At 43.4% G+C, this 14,058-nt stretch carries 15 protein-coding genes; 4 read left to right on the forward strand and 11 right to left on the reverse strand.

The genetic code is table 11. The annotated features are described in order from the left end of the window. Positions 1-73 (reverse strand): hypothetical protein (locus tag HUF13_RS17665; RefSeq protein WP_173475883.1); only part of this gene is annotated, 73 nt, incomplete at its 3' end. 180 nt (positions 74-253) lie between these two features. Between HUF13_RS17665 and HUF13_RS14910 the strand changes: the two genes are divergently transcribed. After that, complete coding sequence (locus HUF13_RS14910) at positions 254-1,360, forward strand: hypothetical protein (RefSeq protein WP_173475861.1); 1,107 nt, start codon at positions 254-256, stop codon at positions 1,358-1,360. A 165-nt stretch (positions 1,361-1,525) separates the two neighbouring features. Here HUF13_RS14910 and HUF13_RS14915 read toward each other — a convergent pair whose 3' ends face one another. Continuing rightward, entirely contained in the window at positions 1,526-2,860 is a 1,335-nt protein-coding gene (locus tag HUF13_RS14915; RefSeq protein ID WP_173475862.1) for an ATP-binding protein, read from the reverse strand. Between the two features lie 174 nt (positions 2,861-3,034). Then, the gene (locus HUF13_RS14920; protein WP_173475863.1) at positions 3,035-3,484 is read right to left on the reverse strand and encodes a GNAT family N-acetyltransferase; all 450 of its coding nucleotides are present in this window, start codon (positions 3,482-3,484) and stop codon (positions 3,035-3,037) included. A 98-nt stretch (positions 3,485-3,582) separates the two neighbouring features. On the opposite strand from HUF13_RS14920, the gene HUF13_RS14925 reads away from it, so the two are divergent. Next, positions 3,583-4,110, forward strand: a complete 528-nt coding sequence (locus HUF13_RS14925) for a hypothetical protein (RefSeq protein ID WP_173475864.1) — start codon at positions 3,583-3,585, stop codon at positions 4,108-4,110. A gap of 79 nt (positions 4,111-4,189) precedes the next feature. Next, the gene (locus HUF13_RS14930; RefSeq protein WP_173475865.1) at positions 4,190-5,986 is read left to right on the forward strand and encodes an RDD family protein; all 1,797 of its coding nucleotides are present in this window, start codon (positions 4,190-4,192) and stop codon (positions 5,984-5,986) included. Between the two features lie 153 nt (positions 5,987-6,139). Here the strand turns inward: HUF13_RS14930 and tsf are convergent, their stop codons facing one another. The 4 genes from tsf to HUF13_RS14950 form a co-directional block, all read right to left on the reverse strand. Next, positions 6,140-7,021: a translation elongation factor Ts gene (gene tsf / locus HUF13_RS14935; protein ID WP_088641340.1), complete on the reverse strand. Its 882-nt coding sequence runs from the start codon at positions 7,019-7,021 to the stop codon at positions 6,140-6,142. Between the two features lies 1 nt (position 7,022). Next, the gene (gene rpsB, locus HUF13_RS14940; protein ID WP_072829269.1) at positions 7,023-7,763 is read right to left on the reverse strand and encodes a 30S ribosomal protein S2; all 741 of its coding nucleotides are present in this window, start codon (positions 7,761-7,763) and stop codon (positions 7,023-7,025) included. A 329-nt stretch (positions 7,764-8,092) separates the two neighbouring features. Further along, positions 8,093-8,902: an alpha/beta fold hydrolase gene (locus HUF13_RS14945; protein WP_173475866.1), complete on the reverse strand. Its 810-nt coding sequence runs from the start codon at positions 8,900-8,902 to the stop codon at positions 8,093-8,095. Between the two features lie 13 nt (positions 8,903-8,915). Then, positions 8,916-9,614 carry a DNA alkylation repair protein gene (locus HUF13_RS14950; protein ID WP_173475867.1) on the reverse strand — a complete coding sequence of 233 codons (699 nt, stop codon included), beginning with the start codon at positions 9,612-9,614 and terminating at the stop codon, positions 8,916-8,918. A gap of 86 nt (positions 9,615-9,700) precedes the next feature. On the opposite strand from HUF13_RS14950, the gene HUF13_RS14955 reads away from it, so the two are divergent. Next, on the forward strand, positions 9,701-10,456 hold the full coding sequence (locus HUF13_RS14955) for a flavodoxin family protein (RefSeq protein ID WP_173475868.1): 756 nt from the start codon (positions 9,701-9,703) through the stop codon (positions 10,454-10,456). An 11-nt stretch (positions 10,457-10,467) separates the two neighbouring features. On the opposite strand, the gene HUF13_RS14960 is transcribed toward HUF13_RS14955, so the two are convergent. From HUF13_RS14960 to rplM, 4 genes are all read right to left on the reverse strand, one after another. After that, the gene (locus tag HUF13_RS14960) at positions 10,468-12,060 is read right to left on the reverse strand and encodes a class I SAM-dependent methyltransferase (protein ID WP_173475869.1); all 1,593 of its coding nucleotides are present in this window, start codon (positions 12,058-12,060) and stop codon (positions 10,468-10,470) included. Continuing rightward, positions 12,050-12,748 (reverse strand): PaeR7I family type II restriction endonuclease, encoded by a 699-nt coding sequence (locus tag HUF13_RS14965; protein WP_173475870.1) that lies wholly within the window; start codon positions 12,746-12,748, stop codon positions 12,050-12,052. Before HUF13_RS14965 ends, HUF13_RS14960 begins: the two co-directional genes overlap by 11 nt. 104 nt (positions 12,749-12,852) lie before the next feature. Beyond that, entirely contained in the window at positions 12,853-13,257 is a 405-nt protein-coding gene (rpsI, locus tag HUF13_RS14970; protein WP_088636612.1) for a 30S ribosomal protein S9, read from the reverse strand. 18 nt (positions 13,258-13,275) lie between these two features. Continuing rightward, complete coding sequence (gene rplM, locus HUF13_RS14975) at positions 13,276-13,704, reverse strand: 50S ribosomal protein L13 (protein WP_072829281.1); 429 nt, start codon at positions 13,702-13,704, stop codon at positions 13,276-13,278. Positions 13,705-14,058: the final 354 nt, after the last annotated feature.

Consider the following 14,058-nt stretch of genomic DNA (forward strand, 5'->3'; position numbering starts at 1 on the left):
ACAGCGGCGACTTCTTGACTGCAAGAGCGATGGCATGTTCGCGACCACCGCTACCAACGACGAGAATATTCATAAGCGAGTCCTTATCTTTGTACGGGGGGAAATGTAGAAAAAAGTCCTTATCAAAACGCCCAGTATAGCCCCAGGCCCCCTAAAAAATGAGATGAAAAAAGAACTCTTTTTTCCAAAAGATCGGGGAAGAAATTATTTTATATAGCACCTATAAAAATAAAAAAAAGGAAAAATCAAGCATATGGAACAAAATGACGGCCTCCTATCCTCACTTTTTAACGAGAAAAAGAACCTAATAAAATTATTGTTTAGCGCAGTAATTCTTGCATTTGGAATAAACCTGTTCGCCAATTACATATATAATATATTCCACAACAATCCCAATATAATCCTACACCTTTCCATTTCAACAATCCTATCTATCGTTCTATACATTACTTACTTATTTTTCAAAAAATCAAAAAGAATTATTTCTATTGATTCAGTCATTCTAATTGACGAAAATACAAAGGACATCGTATCTGTTCCCAGATACAGATTTAGTGAGAATTTAGCAACAAACCTCAAATCAGCACTAGTAGAAAACAAAGCCTTTCATGATTATTGGTATAACGAACTTTTTTCTAACGAAAAAGAATATGGATTATTCAACAATTCCAACAATGCTGTACAACTTTTAGACGAAGCTATCGAGTACACTATACTAAATGAACTTTCAATAGCATCATTATCTTATTTTGAAAGCCACTTTGAAGAAAAGAACAAATACATTAAGACATACACAAGAGAAGATGTTTCTGAATACTTATTAAAAAATCGAATACTCAATTTATTGTCCACCCCATTCTCCGACAGGCCAATGTTTAATGAACAAAAATCAAAAGCACCTCATTCTACAGGAGAAATTATTGCCATTATGGGGCCAAACGGTATTCAGTACAACAAATTTCATCTCACACTACCCAAAAATTCAAAAATCAAAAGACCAGAATATGGGGTTTTAGAAATTAGCAATAACGCTATAGAATTAAAAATAAAAATCGAAAACCAAGGTTTTTCAACATCCACCCCCCGTTCTTTTGAAAAATATTATCTCGGCTACAAAAACATTACAGATGTGGACACCAAAAAAGTCAACATAACTGCATTCTACAAAGTCAAATTTTTTACAATGTTCAGTAACAAGAAAAAGAAATACAATGAATGGGGCGATTACTTTTTAAGTCGCTTGGTAAACCACTTTTCTTTTGACGACTTCATCAAAAACATTCATTGGGAAGAATGTTTAACCAATATCATAGTAGCTGAACAAAGAGAACGTCTACAAGCATCAGCCAACAAACCGTAATTTTTGATCGACATCCGTTTTTAATACAATTTCATTCATACAAATAGCATAGGCTGTTTGTATGAATGCTCAAAATATCAAATACATATTATTCAATCATTTTTTTTCCATAAACGCCCACGAGACTCCGTTTTTCCAACTTCAATCCCTTGCATAGCAAAAAAACTAGTATTGAAATTCACTCAATTTTCCCGCATAATAGAGCGGCAAATTCACTAGTTTGTAAGGTTTTCTACCCTGAGGAGTCACGGCGTTTTCAACAGATTTTTTTCCACTATACAAACGAAGCGCAACCTCAAAGCCACCCTCATCAATATACGAATGTAGCGACCGCAGCGAACCTGTCGCACCGCTCTTGACTTCGACAGGGACGACATTTCCATCTTTCACAATCAAGAAATCAACTTCGGCATTCGCCTGCTTCTTTTCGCGTACCCAAAGAGTCGGTTTATGCAACACACTGCTCTGCGAAGCAAGTAGTTCCTGGCCCACGACATGTTCAGCAATCATTCCGTTGTACGCATCGCTCAACTGGACATCTTTATAATACACGCTTGAAAGCCCGAGCGCATAATTCAAAAGTCCCGTATCCAGAAACTGCAAACGCGGATGCTGCTTGAAATTTGGTACGAGCGGCAACTCATGCCCGTTCACCGGATAGCGCAAATAAAGGAACATTGCTCGTTCCAGAATTTTCAGAGCCTCGCCAATTTCCTTGGACTTGTAATTGCTGTTACCAAAACGCTCGAACTTGATTCGCGTCCCTGTTTCAAAAGGCGCAGTTTCAATCACATGCCGAATAACATTTGCCTCCGCGGCGTTCTTCGCATACTTCGAAACATCATCCTTGTAAGACGTTATCAAGGATTCATACACGGAATTCAGTTGTGACATGTCTTCCGTCTCGACATAACGAGCAACGACTTCGGGCATACCACCCACAAACGAATACAGGCGAAACAGGGATGCAAGTTTGTTTTCCGCAATTTCGGGAATTTCCTTTTCGCGGTACATTTCCAAGACGGCATCTTCTCCCAACGCCGCCATAAACTCCACAAACGTCATTGGGAACATGTAGCGGTATTCAACGCGCCCCACCGGGAAACTGATCTTGTGGCGTTCCATCATCACTTCCAAAAGCGAGCCTGCACCGACCACATACACTTCCGGCATTTCCTCGTAAAAATAACGGAGCTGCGCGACCGCCTTCGGCGAATTCTGGATTTCATCGATAAACAGCAGGATTTTCCCGTTCGTCACAATCTTCTTTTCAAGGCAGATATAACGGAACAAATCCTTCACGGACAGACCGTTCTCGAAAAGATCGCGATCAGCCTTCTTTTCGAGATTGAGTTCGATAAAGGTGTCGAAGCGCTTGCCAAATTCCCTAACAACCGTTGTTTTGCCGACTTGCCTTGCCCCACGCAAAATGAGCGGTTTACGGGCCAAAGCCGCCTTCCATTCTTCCAAATCTTTGAGAATTGAACGATAAAACCCCATTTTTGCCTCTTTTAAGAAAATTTCGCAATATTAGCACAAAGTCAGGGTAAAATATATATAATTCTAAACTAAAGTCAAACCATTTTTGTATAAACATGCATACAGAATCAATTCAAAACACCTTTTTCCCCTCAAAAAAGCAAGCTTCACAAGAAGAATCCCATAATTTCGTTCTTACTTCTTCTCCATAAATATCCACGAGACGCCGTTTTCGAAATGTTTGCGTTCGAATATGCGGAAGCCTTCGCGTTCGTAGAACGAGACTGTTTCAGGCACGTCACTACTTGTATCGAGCCATGCACGGTCATGCGGCAGCATAGATTGAATTTTTCGCAACAGAATGCGTCCGTAGCCATTCTTCTGGAATTCCGGCAGGACCATCAGGCGGCCAATGTAAAGCGAGCCGTTTTCAACGCGACCGCGGACGGAGCCGATAATTTTTCCGTCATCGGAGAGCATCTTGAGCGTCGTGTACTTCGGAAATTCTCCGAGCGCGTGCTCTACAGTTTCGATCAAGTTCGGAGCATCGGGCCAATTCAGTCTTTCGGCAACAGGGCGAAACGCCTTGTACTGCAATTCGAGAATTTCAGGAACATCTTGTATGGTCGCAAGTTCTATTTTCATTTAACTATTTTAATCTATTTAATTTTTTTCCAAAATATAAAATTTATAAAAAACGGGAAACAGACAACATCATACCATATTTCTATATTATCTATCATATGTGCAAATCATTTTTACTCTGCTTGCTATTTACTGTTTCTGTTTTGTTTGCCGGGGAAAATGGCGTCCACAATGTGAGTTTTAGCTACGGCTTTTTCAACCTGACCGGAGGAAGCATCGTTGCAGGAAATGCAATAGCCAGTTCCTTTGGCGCTGACGATCAACAGGAAGATGTTAATCTTTTATCATTGAGTTCGTTCAATGTTGCATATGGATACGAGCTATGGGAAAAATTTGAAACCGGCGGCATACTGACATATTCGTACACCGGTTCCGGTTTTAACTATCACTCTGTAACGTTTATGCCCAAAGCTAAACTTAATTGGATTTATAAATCCGATTTTCGTTTTTATTCTCTATTGGCTGTTGGTCCCGCAATTCATTTCAATAGCGAAAAGTTTGAAGCTGTAGTTTTATGGCAAGCTTCTCTTGTTGGATTTGAATTTGGAAGCGACACTTCCTTTTTCGTGGAGCTTGGCGTTGGACAAGTCGGCGGCCTTGTTGCGGGTGTAAAGTTTGAGCTGTAGAGAGCAATCAGAGTCGTACTCTTTACCAAAATCATTATATATTTAAAAAAGACTATCATCGATTAAAGGGAGCAATTAAATGGACGAATCCGTCGCAACAACAAATATTTCAACAACGGTTAATCTCGCCACACGAAAAAGAAGGTTTTTCGCTTTCTTGATAGACTCATTAATGATCGGTTTGATTGGGCGCCTTTCTGGATTGGTATTCGGCGACTTCTACGCGCAACTCGGCAATTCTGCACTGCTTATCGGGGCCATTATCGTTCTTCTGTATTTCGGGATTTGCAACAGCAAGATCACAAACGGAAAAACGCTCGGGAAAAAACTTTTAAAAATCCGCGTGGTCAACAGAAATTCCAAGCCCCTATCCATTTCAAAAAGTTTCCTGAGAGCCTCGTGCTTTGCTATTTTCACGGCTTTTAACGGTTCTTCCATATCGAATTCATCGTGCATTCCCTTGGTCATTGTTGTAGGCACTTTGCTTTTTTCAATTTCAATTCTTGAGATTTACTTTGTCATAGTCAATAAAAAAACATTGCAATCTTTCCACGATTTATTGATTGGCTCCTTTGTCGTTTCCGCAAAAGACAAAGGCAAAATTACTTACACCAATAAAAAATCATTTCTCTACGGAGGAGCGGCTATTCCCGTTATCCTCTTGATCATTTTCACAGTATTAAATTTATTTGCAAAGAACACTTATGTCGCTGACATGGTAAAAATTATTGATGTCATCAACAGCGAGCTCCCGGTTTACAATACTTCGATGTACAGGCATTCGGAGACAACGGCTGCATTATCGGGTGAATCATCTACAACCAAATACATTAACGTCACGACCATCAAAAAAAATAAAAACGAAAGCAACGAAGCCTTAGCTGTAAAAATTGCAAAGATTATTTTCGATTCCAAATTTACGTTCAACGAAGGCGAGACTCTTTGCATTACCATCGTAGAAGGCTACAACATCGGCATTGCCAGCAGCTACACATCAAAAAATATCAACGGGACTCTTGAAGAATGGGAAAAAGCGATTCCCTTCGCAGAGCTAATGGACAAATCATCGAAAGGAAATTCCCAAAAGAATCCGCAATATGAATTTTTATGGAGATCCGTCGCAAGAGCTCAGCATATCGTTTCGGGCGTACTCCATGTCGATACAAATAAAATCAACGAAATCAAAAGGACAACAACAGCGCGTATCGAGATTAACTTTACCATCGATTCCGTATACAAAGGCGACATTTCAGATAAAGAAATCATCATCAGAAAAACAATCTGCGGCAAACAAGAAACAGGAGTTCACTGCTACGATTCAAGCTTATTCACATACAACAATCAAAAAATCATCGCACCCATAAACGAAAGCTCAGCAGATACGGCCAAATACGCATTTACAGGCAGCAATGCAAAATCTATTTTATTAGAAACTGAAGAAAACAAAGCTAAGATAATCAATGAAATCGCCAAGCAAAAAGACATCATCGACAACAAGAAATATGCCCCCGTTTGCTCCATCGCAAAATACAGTTCAGAGCTTAAAAAACTCATCGAAAACATGCTTGTAAAAGCTACAGCCAAAAAGGCCTACAGCGACCTAGAAAAATTGGGCTCGCCAACCATCCCCGCCATGATTTGCATGATGGATGACCGGAGAGAACTTGCGGCCCCTCTCATTATGCTGGAATATCCCCCAAAAAGCAAAAGGGTTATACAGCATACCCCAAAGCAAGTCGTCGACGTACTTGCAATTTTCCTAAGACAGTTCGCCGGCAACGACTTCGGTTACATTTATAATGGAGCAAGCGCTAAGCATAGGGACAACACCATCAACGGCTGGCGAATATTCCTGTGGCATTTAGCCAACGATTAATTTATTCAAACATTTTGGATAACAAAAAAAATGGCCGCCCCGCAAGGGACGACCAATTTTAACTTGTTCAGTAAGGAGATTCCCGCACGGTGGCGGGAATGACAGTCGCGAGAGGTTTCCTTCCTACCGCCTACTGTCTACTTCCTACTAAAATTAGTTACCGCGTTCGAAGCGGATGAAGTTCACGACCTTCAAGCTGGTAAGGCCGAGCTGCTTTGCAACGACTTCCTGGAGGTAGTCCTTGACAGAGAGCTTCTTCGGGTTCTTTTCAGACATGAAGAATTCCTGGTCTTCGAGAACGATTTCCTTAAGGACCTTAGCCACGCGGCCATCAATCTGGCGCTGCATGAATTCAGGCTTGGTCTGCTTGCCAGAAGCTTCGATCTGAGCCTTGGCAATTTCCTTTTCCTTTTCGATCGTTTCAGCCGGAACTGCAGCATCGTTCAATGCAACCGGAGCGAATGCAGCGGCCTGCATAGCGATGTCCTTAGCAGCCTGCTTGAGAGCAGCTTCGTCAGCAGAGCCTTCGAAAGCGAGTTCAGTGATAACACCGATCTTGCCCTTCATGTGGCTGTAAACGCCAAACACGGAGTTCGGGACCTTCTTGATTTCTGCAAACTTGCGGAAGTCAATATTTTCCTGAATCTTCACGAGGACGTCCTGGAGACGGTCATTGATCTTGACGCCATCGACGACAGCGTTCTTGAGATCTTCGACGGAAGCGATTGCCTGAGTTTCGACAGCCTTGGTAGCAAGGGCAGCGAGGGCAACGAAGTCGTCGTTGTTGGAAACCGGTTCAGTTTCGCAAGTGAGTTCGAAAGCAGCAGCCTTTTCTGCGGTTTCGATAAGGTAAACGCGGCCTTCCTTAGCAGCCTTGTCTGCGCGCTTTGCAGCAACAGCAGCACCCTGCTTGCGGAGGAGTTCCAAAGCCTTTTCCATATCGCCGTCAGTTTCGGTGAGTGCCTTCTTGCACTGCATCATGCCGACGCCAGTCTTCTGGCGGAGTTCGTTAACGAGGGAAGCGGTAATCTGCATATTACTTGTCCTCGCCGTTGTCGAACTTCTTCACTTCTTCCTTGGATTCCTTCTTTTCAGCAGCGACGCGCGGCTTGACGTTAGCAGCGATGTAGTCCACAATGAGCTTGAGGGACTTCACGGCGTCGTCGTTTGCCGGAATCGGGTAGTCCACGAGGGTCGGATCGACGTTCGTGTCGCAGATGCCGATGATAGGAATGTGGAGACGGCGAGCTTCTGCAACAGCGATCTTTTCGTGAGCGAGGTCGGTCACGACGAGAAGGCCCGGGAGGTTCACCATTTCACGGATACCACCGAACACGTCGAGGAGCTTGGCGCGTTCACGATTCTTGTCGAGGACTTCCTTCTTGGAGAGAGCCTGGAAGGTGCCGTCCTGTTCCATAGCGTCGATCTTGTCAATCTTCTTGATGGACTTGCGGACAGTCTGGAAGTTCGTGAGCATACCGCCCAACCAACGGTTGGTGACGGAGAACTGGTTGCAGGTAGCAGCAGCGTCGAGCACGCACTGACGTGCAGTCGGCTTCGTGCCAACGAAGAGCACGGTCTTGCCAGATTCAGAAATCTTGGCAGCAGCCTTAGCAGCTTCTTCGAGGAGGTCACGAGTCTTGGAGAGGTTGAGAACGTAGATGCCGTTCTTTTCAGCCAAGATGTACGGTTTCATTTTCGGATTCCAGCGCTGAGTCTGGTGACCAAAGTGAGAGCCTGCAGCAAGCAGATCTTCGACGGAAGGCAAATTAGCCATAGTATATTTTCCTTTTCGGTTGTTACTACCCGGACTGCAATTAAGCCGCAAAGCGAAGTTTAACATAATTTTGACCGCGCCACCGAAGCGACTCTTGCAAGCCGGTGATTGTTTATGCCCAGGCGATATTGCTTGGACGAGTGCAAAGATAGAAAAAAGAGTAGGAAGTAGGAAGTAGGAAGTAGGAAGGAAATGCGAAAAAATAGGTGCTTTTTATAGGAGGGGGAAGAATCCCCCTGATTGCAGCCCCATGTCATCCCCGCGAAAGCGGGGATTTCCATTGGTCTTACATCACCCCCACGAGCGGGGAGTTCCCCGCAACGCCCCCACTACTTTTTCAAGAACTCCAAAATCCTCGAACGGTAATCCGGGGCTTCGTCGTAGGCAGCATGGCCATAGTTCTCGTAAACGTAGAGTTCCACCGGCGTGCCATTTTGCTTTAGCACTTCTGCAATTTCACGGGATGCGATTACGCCCAAGACCTGGTCGAGTTCAGCGCCCAAAATGAATGTCGGGCACTTGAGTTTCGAAAGGCCTTCGTACGCTTCAAACGCGAGGCATGCACGGGCCAGCACGCAGAAGCGTTTCATGTCCTGTTCCGTTGCATTCGTATTCATGCGCATCAAGCTTCTTTTGTACTTGCGAACTGTTTCTGCAGAAAAAACTTTGTCTATAAAATTCGAGCAAAGTGCTTCAACATCGCCGGCATCGGCAAGGCGTTTCCATTCCGTCATCACCGCGCGGGACATGTCGTTCAAGCGAGCAGCACTGCAACCGAGAGCCAAGCGTTCCACCTTTTGCGGGAACCGTTCTGCAATGAGTTGCGCGATCATGCCCCCTTGCGAAATACCAATCATGCAAGCGCGTTCAACGCCGATCGCGGACATCGCTTCGGCAGTATCCAAGGCCATTTCTTCCATCAGGTACGATTCGCCAAAATTCTTCTTGCGATCGAACAAGTAAACCGTAAAATCATCTGCAAATATTTTATATGAATCCACCACCATCGAGGCAATGCCCATCGTGCTTTTGAGGCTCATTCCCGGAAGCAAGACAAGCGGGCGCGCGCCCGTACCAAACTTGATGTAATCCATTTCAAAACGGTCGGTCGTTACGGTCTGTATAGAATATTCAATCATGTTTAAAAAGATACTAAACTTTCAAAGTTTTAAGATAAGCCTTTTGCTCGTCGGTTATGCGATAACTTTCGATTGCCTTTTGGATAGTCTTGTTATGAGTCCAATCATCGAGTACACGTTTTTCAACATACGGAAGTGTCGCTTCGTACTGCTTGGCAAGTGCTGTTGCAAAGAACCACGCCACCATCATGTTCAAGTAATATTCCTCGCTGCGAATTTTCGAAACCCACTTTAAAAATTTCGGATCAAAGTCATCATCCAAAAAGAATGACATCAGCGTCTCGACACCAAAGCGGACAGTGTAAACATCCGTTACGGGAGCTTTCATCCAGCGCTGAACATCTTTCAAAAGTTTTTCGCGATTCGCGGCCTTCGCAAAAACTTTCGGGCGCATCTGGTCGCAAGTCGCCCAGTTATCCACGTACGGCAAAAACGCGTCCACATGCGAAACGCAATCATCGTAATCCTTTATTAAGGATAAAATAAAAGCATGAATTTGATTTTCGTCGTAATACTTATGCGGAAGCGTTGACAAGAATTTTTCCACATCGGGATGGCTTGCAAATTCCTTGGCAATCGCGCGCAAGTCGGGAGTGCGCACCCCAATAATCGAATTCGGGTCCGTCGTTGGAATCAGCTTGCCATGAAAAGCCTTGAACTTCAAATCCTGTTTTGCAAAAAGAGCTTTTTGAATTTCGTTAATAATGGACATTATTTCACCGGTCTATATTAGCCTTGTCGCGCACCAATCGCCTTGGCTTTCAAAAAATTTATAAAAACTTTTCTAAATTTGCGCGCATGGCTGAGAAAAAGAAAATACTCGTAATGGTCGCAAGTCCAAAAAATGAACGTAGTGGCACCCTCATCCCGACAAAGGCTTTTGTCGAAGGATTGGAACAGAACGGCGACTACGAGACCGAGTACATCTTTATCGACAAGATGCACATCAAGCCCTGCCGCGGCTGCCTTAGCTGCTGGGGGCGCGAGGATGGCTCTTGCTTTATGAAGGACGACGATGTCCCGATGATTCGCGAAAAGCTAATCAATTCGGACATTGTTATTTGGAGTTTTCCGCTATTCTTGTTTGGCGTTCCCGGACAAATGAAAGTCCTGATGGACCGCATCGTAGGCATGGTCCACCCTTACATGGGTCAAAAGTTAAAAGAGGGCGCAAATGCCATGGGAACTCCGTTGCATGGGCTCCAGTTCCAGAAAGAAGGCCAGAAGATCATCTTGCTTTCAAGCTGTGCCTGGATGGATCTGGACGTTGTTTATGAGCCGGTTCGCAAGCAGTTCGACATCATTCTCGGCCACGAAGGCTATACGCTTATCGCCTGCCCGCAAATGCGCGCACTCGACCACCGTGGCGGCCCGCGTCGTTTGAACATGCTCCGCGACAAGTACCGCAAGGGCGGCGCTGAACTCGCCAAGACGGGTGCACTTTCGCAAGAGGCCATCGACATGATGCAAAAGCCGATCTTTAGCGATGACGCCTACGAAACGCTCGTCGTGGAATTCGTGACGCACATGTTTGATAGAGACGATAACTTTTAGGCGGCTAAACGTTAGACAGCCAAATTTAATGCTAGTTGCCCATTATTTTCACAATAAACATTTTTCTTAACACAATGAGAAGATTCAAATACTTTTCTAACAAGTTTATTCATTGAATCAAAATCTCTTCGATCATAACTTTGCACCAACAGATTCGCAACATCTGTTCCAATGTTCTTTATATTCGGCAACCTTAATTTTCTTAAATGTTGGCTTTGCCAACGAGGAAACCCCCCATTCATATTATTCGTCACACTCGAAATCTGTAAGCGAATAACATCAGACATTAAAAAAGTACTAAGAATTTTTTGTTCGCGAGTCGAGTTTCCTGTTATGTAGTATAAGTTATGAAGGGGATAAAAATTTCCTTCATCCAAGAAAATAAACCTATTTCCAGAAATATCCGGTAATAAAATTTTTGATTCATTTTTTATTCTTGGATAGATTCGATCAATCGTTTTATACCACTTAGCATCATTCTTTTTTGCAATATGTCTTTGAGAAAGCCGTTCTTTATGATCATTCAGATACTTTTTTACACGAGGATAATCTGCCAACTTTATAAGCTCCCCGTTAGTTGTATAGGGATTCAATAAATACTCCCCATGCCATTCCAATTTATTACCTGATAAATTTTTCGCATTTAATGCCGGTAAAAGCAATTCATTCTCAACTAATTTCGGCAAGTCCTTTGAAATAAATATATGATCCGCACCTGTAGCGACACCAATTCCAATTTTAAATCCCAACTCCTCTATTGTATATAAGTTTTCATTTACAACAACATTATTAAAAATACAGGACCAATCCTCATTTTTAGGACTGGGTTTCATTTCAAATGATATATTAGGCAAAGATTCAACAGACTCTACCTCAGCATAAGATATACTTGTTGACCATGGATTATTCGATATAAGGGTTATAGCAGGATACGCAAGGACTTTTTCCTGAAAAGCACAAATTCGTTCCAAGTCAGCAATGCGCTCTAACCGGAATTTTTGAGCGATAAAACGACGCAGCTTTTTACCATACTCATTTTTCAACCACCGATTAGCACAAACAAAGCAATGTTTTCCATTTTTCTTTAAACATTTCAGCGATTTTTCAAAAAAAGAAATATAAAGATCCGAACGGTAGTGAAAAGTTTCAAAAGATTCCTTACAAAAGGCTCTTTGTGCATCAGGAATTTTTTCGTACCTCACATAGGGTGGATTCCCGATAACCAAATCTACTTTTGGAAGTTTTTGAGTCAAAAAATCAGCCGCTTCAATATGCAACGCGGAGACATCGACCCCTAATTCCAATAGTTTTTTCTTACTTTCTTCAATCTTATTTTCATCAATATCATAGGCATAAACACATTGTTTGAACGCCTCTTTAAAATTAAAACGAAAACGCAAAGCAGACTCTTTAATTCTCTTTGCTATTTCAACAAGAAAAGCCCCCTCACCACAAGATGGTTCGAGAACAGTAAGATGAGACAAATCTCGAGAAGCAGTATATCCAGCAATATCAAGCATATAGCACACAATTTCAGGCAATGTAAAGACATCGCCATGTGCGCTACCATTCGCTCTCAATCCATATACATCTCTAGAATTCATCTGAAAAACTCTTTAGGTAAGCAACAAAGAATTTCAAAAAAGATTCCAACGAAATGTTCTCAGTCACATTGCCATATTCGTTTTCACCGCTAGTCCATAACAAAGCAGTCGATGTATAGTGCCGTTCCAGCTTCAGTTTTTCACAAAGAATTCTGTACCTATCAATATAAGAAGCTTCTCTAAATTCTGTCAGCACAGGAAAAATACTTTCATTATTTTTCACTGGAGCAATAGACCTCGCATCTTTACCAACCACCATCAAATACCCAAGCCACGGAGCTTGTTGATTTGGAAATTGATTTTCTCTATAAGCTGTCCAAAGATCTACTGCAGAGCCAATCGCTTCTTCGGCACGATTATTAAAATTGTTTCCATAGGAACCAACTTGCGACTTTAATTCAACCGCAGCAAGCAATTTTTTTGAAGGAGTCACAACAAGAAAGTCCCAATTTTTGGACGAGCGAAAAAATCCCGGCACATAATTATTTTTTGTAAATATGCATGAGTCAGGTACACCAGAATCTTCAGCAACTTTTTTGAGTAAAGAAACAAAGCCATCCAATTGTTTTCCACCAACAACCGCACCGCGGTTGCTTTTGTCAACACTAGATACTAGCTGTTTACTTTTTGTTTTCCAAAAGAAAGCAACAGCTTCTTTAATCTCTCTTAAATATTTGTCTTGACTCATAAATACCGATTATAAAATACATTTTTTCAATGAACATCTTTTGACATAAATACAGAAAAGCCCCCGCAGAGCGGAGGCTTCTCTTGTAAAAGCAATTTCGCAGATTAGCGCTTGCTGAACTGGAAGTGCTTACGAGCCTTCTTGCGGCCGAACTTCTTACGTTCAACGGCACGGGCGTCACGAGTCATGAGGCCTTCCTTCTTGAGAGCCGGCTTCACTTCTGCGTCGTTAGCAACGAGTGCGCGGGAGATGCCGAGACGGACTGCGCCCATCTGGCCAGCGATGCCACCGCCACGAGCGGTAACTTCGACGTCCCATTCTTCAGCGTTGCCGAGGATGGCGAACGGAAGGTTTGCAATCATGTTCTGCACTTCAGAATGGAAGTAATCCTTGAAATCACGACCATTGATAGTGCGCTTGCCGGTACCCGGCTTCAGGATCACTGCGGCGATGGCGTTCTTGCGACGGCCAGTGCCGCGGTAGATCTTCTTATTCTTTGCTGTAGCCATAGTTTTCTCCGTTCTAAATTAAAGTTCTACGACTTCGGGTTTCTGGGCAGCGAACGGATGTTCGGCACCTGCAAAAATCTTGAGTTTCTTGATCATCTTGTGGCCAAGAGCGCTGTGCGGGAGCATGCCCCAGATGGCAGCTTCGAGCGGAGCAGTCGGGTGCTTTGCCAAAAGGTCGGCAAAGTTGATCCAACGTTCACCGGCGATGTGACCGGTGTGGTGGAAATACTGCTTCTGGAGAGCCTTGTTGCCGGAAACAGCAACCTTTTCAGCGTTGATAACAACCACGAAGTCGCCAGTATCGACGTTCGGGGAATAGATGGCCTTATGCTTGCCCATGAGGAGACGAGCAACTTCGCTTGCAACGCGTCCCATCGGCTTGTCAGCTGCGTCCACAAGCTTCCACTTGCGAGAGACAGTCTTCGGGTTTACCGTAATGGTCTTCATGTAAATCCTCTAGTGAGTGAAATTCCGAGGCACAGGCGCCCCGAGAAAAGCAGGGTAAATATAGATGCTTTTACGAGAGGGTTCAAGGGTAAAAAAGTGTATTTTTTGAAAAAAGTAGTATTTTTGCGGGTTAAACATTCTATCAATTGATATAATTACATTAATTAGTATAGTAAATTTAGCTTTTAACCAATAATCGCAAGCGCAAGCCCCGTCATTCTGCCCCGCAGGGGAAGAATCCAGGGCATCCCGTTTTGCGATACCAAAACTTTACTGGATCCCGTCGCTACGCTCCAGGATGACAAGCCCATACCTTTCGTCTTTCGTCTCTCGTCTAAACTTCCTACTGTCTAC

Origin of the sequence: Fibrobacter succinogenes (assembly GCF_902779965.1) — a bacterium.
GTDB lineage: Bacteria > Fibrobacterota > Fibrobacteria > Fibrobacterales > Fibrobacteraceae > Fibrobacter > Fibrobacter succinogenes_F.

Coding starts and splice junctions, on each gene's coding strand:
- HUF13_RS14955 (WP_173475868.1), top strand. CDS start 9,701: ATGGCTGAGAAAAAGAAAATACTCGTAATGGTCGCAAGTCCAAAAAAT.
- HUF13_RS14915 (WP_173475862.1), bottom strand. CDS start 2,860: ATGGGGTTTTATCGTTCAATTCTCAAAGATTTGGAAGAATGGAAGGCG.
- HUF13_RS14945 (WP_173475866.1), bottom strand. CDS start 8,902: ATGATTGAATATTCTATACAGACCGTAACGACCGACCGTTTTGAAATG.
- HUF13_RS14950 (WP_173475867.1), bottom strand. CDS start 9,614: ATGTCCATTATTAACGAAATTCAAAAAGCTCTTTTTGCAAAACAGGAT.
- HUF13_RS14920 (WP_173475863.1), bottom strand. CDS start 3,484: ATGAAAATAGAACTTGCGACCATACAAGATGTTCCTGAAATTCTCGAA.
- rpsB (WP_072829269.1), bottom strand. CDS start 7,763: ATGGCTAATTTGCCTTCCGTCGAAGATCTGCTTGCTGCAGGCTCTCAC.
- HUF13_RS14925 (WP_173475864.1), top strand. CDS start 3,583: ATGTGCAAATCATTTTTACTCTGCTTGCTATTTACTGTTTCTGTTTTG.
- rpsI (WP_088636612.1), bottom strand. CDS start 13,257: ATGGCTACAGCAAAGAATAAGAAGATCTACCGCGGCACTGGCCGTCGC.
- HUF13_RS14965 (WP_173475870.1), bottom strand. CDS start 12,748: ATGAGTCAAGACAAATATTTAAGAGAGATTAAAGAAGCTGTTGCTTTC.
- rplM (WP_072829281.1), bottom strand. CDS start 13,704: ATGAAGACCATTACGGTAAACCCGAAGACTGTCTCTCGCAAGTGGAAG.
- HUF13_RS14930 (WP_173475865.1), top strand. CDS start 4,190: ATGGACGAATCCGTCGCAACAACAAATATTTCAACAACGGTTAATCTC.
- HUF13_RS14960 (WP_173475869.1), bottom strand. CDS start 12,060: ATGAATTCTAGAGATGTATATGGATTGAGAGCGAATGGTAGCGCACAT.
- tsf (WP_088641340.1), bottom strand. CDS start 7,021: ATGCAGATTACCGCTTCCCTCGTTAACGAACTCCGCCAGAAGACTGGC.
- HUF13_RS14910 (WP_173475861.1), top strand. CDS start 254: ATGGAACAAAATGACGGCCTCCTATCCTCACTTTTTAACGAGAAAAAG.